The sequence below is a fragment of the Mesorhizobium sp. M7A.F.Ca.ET.027.03.2.1 genome, from assembly GCF_003999175.1.
Taxonomy (GTDB): Bacteria; Pseudomonadota; Alphaproteobacteria; order Rhizobiales; family Rhizobiaceae; genus Mesorhizobium.
Window position 1 is genome coordinate 1 of the sequence record NZ_RZOM01001032.1, and the last position, 2,216, is coordinate 2,216.

At 57.6% G+C, this 2,216-nt stretch carries 2 protein-coding genes and 1 pseudogene; 2 read left to right on the forward strand and 1 reads right to left on the reverse strand.

From position 1 onward, the window contains the following. Positions 1-1,169 (forward strand): polysaccharide deacetylase family protein (locus EN750_RS30710; RefSeq protein ID WP_145968066.1); only part of this gene is annotated, 1,169 nt, incomplete at its 5' end. A gap of 157 nt (positions 1,170-1,326) precedes the next feature. Beyond that, positions 1,327-1,544: pseudogene (locus EN750_RS41085) on the forward strand (IS1595 family transposase); the annotation flags it as partial. Here EN750_RS41085 and EN750_RS30720 read toward each other — a convergent pair. After that, on the reverse strand, positions 1,541-2,216 hold a 676-nt coding region (locus EN750_RS30720; protein WP_148669947.1), incomplete at its 5' end, for a RelA/SpoT domain-containing protein. The pseudogene EN750_RS41085 and the gene EN750_RS30720 sit on opposite strands and share 4 nt — an antisense overlap.

Sequence of the window (2,216 nt, forward strand, 5' to 3'; positions counted from 1 at the left end):
ATATTGAATTCGGCGTACTGGATTTCTCCGCCGACACGCTGCCGGGTGAGATGGATCTGATCTTCTGTTCGGAAGTGCTCTACTATCTGGATGATCTCGCCGAGTTGCGGCGCATTGCCAAAAAATTCGCAGAGGCGTTGGCGCCTGGCGGCAGTTTCATCAGCGCCCACGCATTCGTGCTGCGTGACAATGTTGAAAGGACGGGCTTCGACTGGAACACATTCGGGGCACAAGCGATCTCAGAGGCGCTCGCAGCGACCGAAGGTCTCGTCCTCGAGCAGTCGATCCAGACCGAGCTCTATCGCATAGACCGCTTCCGCCGCCTGTCACCGGACGATGTGGTGACGGAACCGAGGATTGATCATGCGCCGATCCGCGCGCCTATCGGACTCGGTGTCGCCCGAAATATCGTCTGGGGCGGGGCGCGGGCCTTGCGCCGCGACGTCGCGCGCAGCGAGCGGCGGCCACGTATCCCTGTCCTCATGTACCACAGCGTCGCCGAAGAAGGTCCGGCCGCCCTCGCCCGTTTTCGGCTAACGCCCGCCGCATTCGCCAGCCAGATGGCATGGCTGCGCGCCAATGGCTTTCACGCGACCACGTCCGAGCAACTGGAACGGTCCATCGCCAACCGTCAGCCTTTCGCTGGCCGCCCAGTGCTCATCACCTTCGATGACGGCTTCCAGAATTTTGCCGACCATGCCTGGCCAACCTTGCGCGCGAACGACCTGACCGCGGAAGTGTTCCTGGTGACTGACCTGGTGGGTGAAAGCGCGCAGTGGGATTCCGTAAACGGTCCGCCGACGCAGCTTATGGATGCCAGGACGGTGCGGCGGCTCGCCGCCGAAGGTGCGTTCTTCGGAAGCCATCTCGCGACGCATCGCGCGATCGATGGTCTGTCGAGTTCTGACTTGGCCGCCGAACTGCTGCGCTCTCGTATGTTCATCGAACGTTGGACCGGTCGGCCAATCTCGGCGTTCGCGGCACCCTTCTCTGTCACCGACCGACGGCTCGGCAGACTGGCCAAGGAGTCCGGCTATCGGATCGGCTTCGGCAGCAGACACGGGCCGGCGGACCTTAATTGCGATCCCATCGACCTCCCACGCATCGAGATTCGCGGGGATCGCTCGCTCGACGAGTTTGTCGCCACCGTCGAGGCCATGCTCGATTAAACGGTGAATTTGTCACGGTCATCGGTCCCGCTCACGTGCGCAAGATCGACGAAACGCTCCGCACTCGCCAGACTGCCGCGATCGCTCGATGTCACCCCGAGATCGGAATGACCTGCCCCGGCGGCTGAGTAAACACTGCCAAAATACCCGGCGCATCAGCATATTCAAGCGTGGCATGCGTGGCACCTATCAGCCCTGCGCAGAAAGCATCTGCACCGCTACGTCTCCGAAAATGGCTTCCGCCATAATTCACGCGCAGCCCCTGGCATGAACGACGATGCGTGGGCCGGTCGCAGCCTTGATGGTATCGTCGGCAAACGCTCGGGTTACTTCATACGGAAGCGACGCCGCTTAAGCCGACCCAGTGCAGGCTAACTGTATTCGGTAGCCGCTTTTCCCGAGCAGATGGATTTCAGATTACGAGCAAATAAGTAAACGTCTCCGAAGTAGTTCGGATACATTTCAGCAAGCTTTTCTTTCTTATCCACCTCGACCAAGACAGCCTTCACCTCACTGCCCCTTAGCTCGATTTTTTGCTCGATCTCTTTCAATTTTCGCGCGCCCGATATAATTGACCTGAAATGATCGGTAGTCAGTATATTATCTTTCCCATATTGAAGCAAATAGTATCGAGTTTTTTCCGGTTGCTTTATAAAATTCTCTTGGCATCTGGTAGTATCCTTGATTCTTTTTAGTATGCCGATCGCATCTATACGCTTGTTGAGATCCCGCAATTCTCGAACCCGGTCATTGTGATCCGGAATACTTACATGAACGGGGCACTGCTCAACGTGCGCGAATTCCGCCGACATAAGCTGGAAAAGGCGAAGCCAATCTTGGTCGCCCTCTCCGTGCTTCAAATCCTGGCCCCGGAATAGCCCGACAGCCTCAACCGCAGTTGCCCATGAGTGCTGAAGCTTGGTACGAACTTGCAACTCGATGCGTCGTCCGTCGAAAGCCTCGGTGTCGGCATCTCGGGATCGGTATTTGAAAACAACATGGTGACTTCGATACCCGTCCGGCTTCGGCTCATCGATATAGTTAAAC